Source organism: Gilliamella sp. W8136, assembly GCF_016101285.1.
GTDB lineage: Bacteria > Pseudomonadota > Gammaproteobacteria > Enterobacterales > Orbaceae > Gilliamella > Gilliamella apicola_N.
On record NZ_JACFQU010000064.1, the window covers coordinates 1 to 328 of the forward strand.

At 43.6% G+C, this 328-nt stretch carries 1 protein-coding gene; it reads right to left on the reverse strand.

The window, feature by feature from the left end; all coding sequences use genetic code 11:
• Nucleotides 1-328, reverse strand: a 328-nt coding sequence (locus H3T96_RS14660; protein WP_198248697.1) for a DUF2345 domain-containing protein, incomplete at both ends; no start/stop codon positions are given.

Here is a 328-nt window from a genome sequence, read left to right on the forward strand (position 1 = left end):
TTATGGGCAAACAGACCGATGGATTCACCGGATGAGACGGTTATGTTTTTTAACGCATTAATGTCAGTCTGGTTTTCACTGGTCATTGAAACGCTATTCGACGTTGACAGTTGGATGTTTTCCGGACTGGTTAAAGCAATGCCCTCTTGTGCATAAGCAATAATGCCACTTTGGGCTAATTGGGTTAATGTCGCTTTAAGTTGCTCTTGACTGTCGGTATCTGCGCCATGGGCTTCAGATGAGGTTGCTGCATTTTGCAGTGCTTTAGCAATTGATAAAGCATTTTCAAGCTGGGTAATGGCACCTTGCATATCCAGTTGTTTACCCT